This is a genomic window from Gilvimarinus sp. 1_MG-2023, assembly GCF_030548285.1.
Genome location: NZ_JAUOSC010001023.1, coordinates 1 through 271 on the forward strand (window position 1 = coordinate 1; position 271 = coordinate 271).

The window sequence follows — 271 nt, forward strand, 5'->3', positions numbered from 1 at the left end:
GTTCAATTCCTCCTTCAAGCGCTTCGTAAAGCCTACTGGAACCGTCGATTTTAACACCATCACAGCGGTAGGATTGATTGCCATCACATCCCGAACCACACTCTCTACCGTAGAGGTATTAAAGTAGTTGGTTGCCGTGTCGTAATCCGTAGGTGTTGCAATCACAACATAAGAGGCATCGGCATAAGCTTCTTGTCTATCTAGCGTCGCACGAAAGTTCAGCGGTTTTTCGGCCAGATAATGCTCAATCTCAGCATCCACGATAGGAGAC

General features: G+C 47.2%; 1 pseudogene. It reads right to left on the reverse strand.

Going from position 1 to position 271, the window contains the following annotated elements:
* Positions 1-271: pseudogene (locus tag Q4563_RS19985) on the reverse strand (UDP-glucose 6-dehydrogenase); the annotation flags it as partial.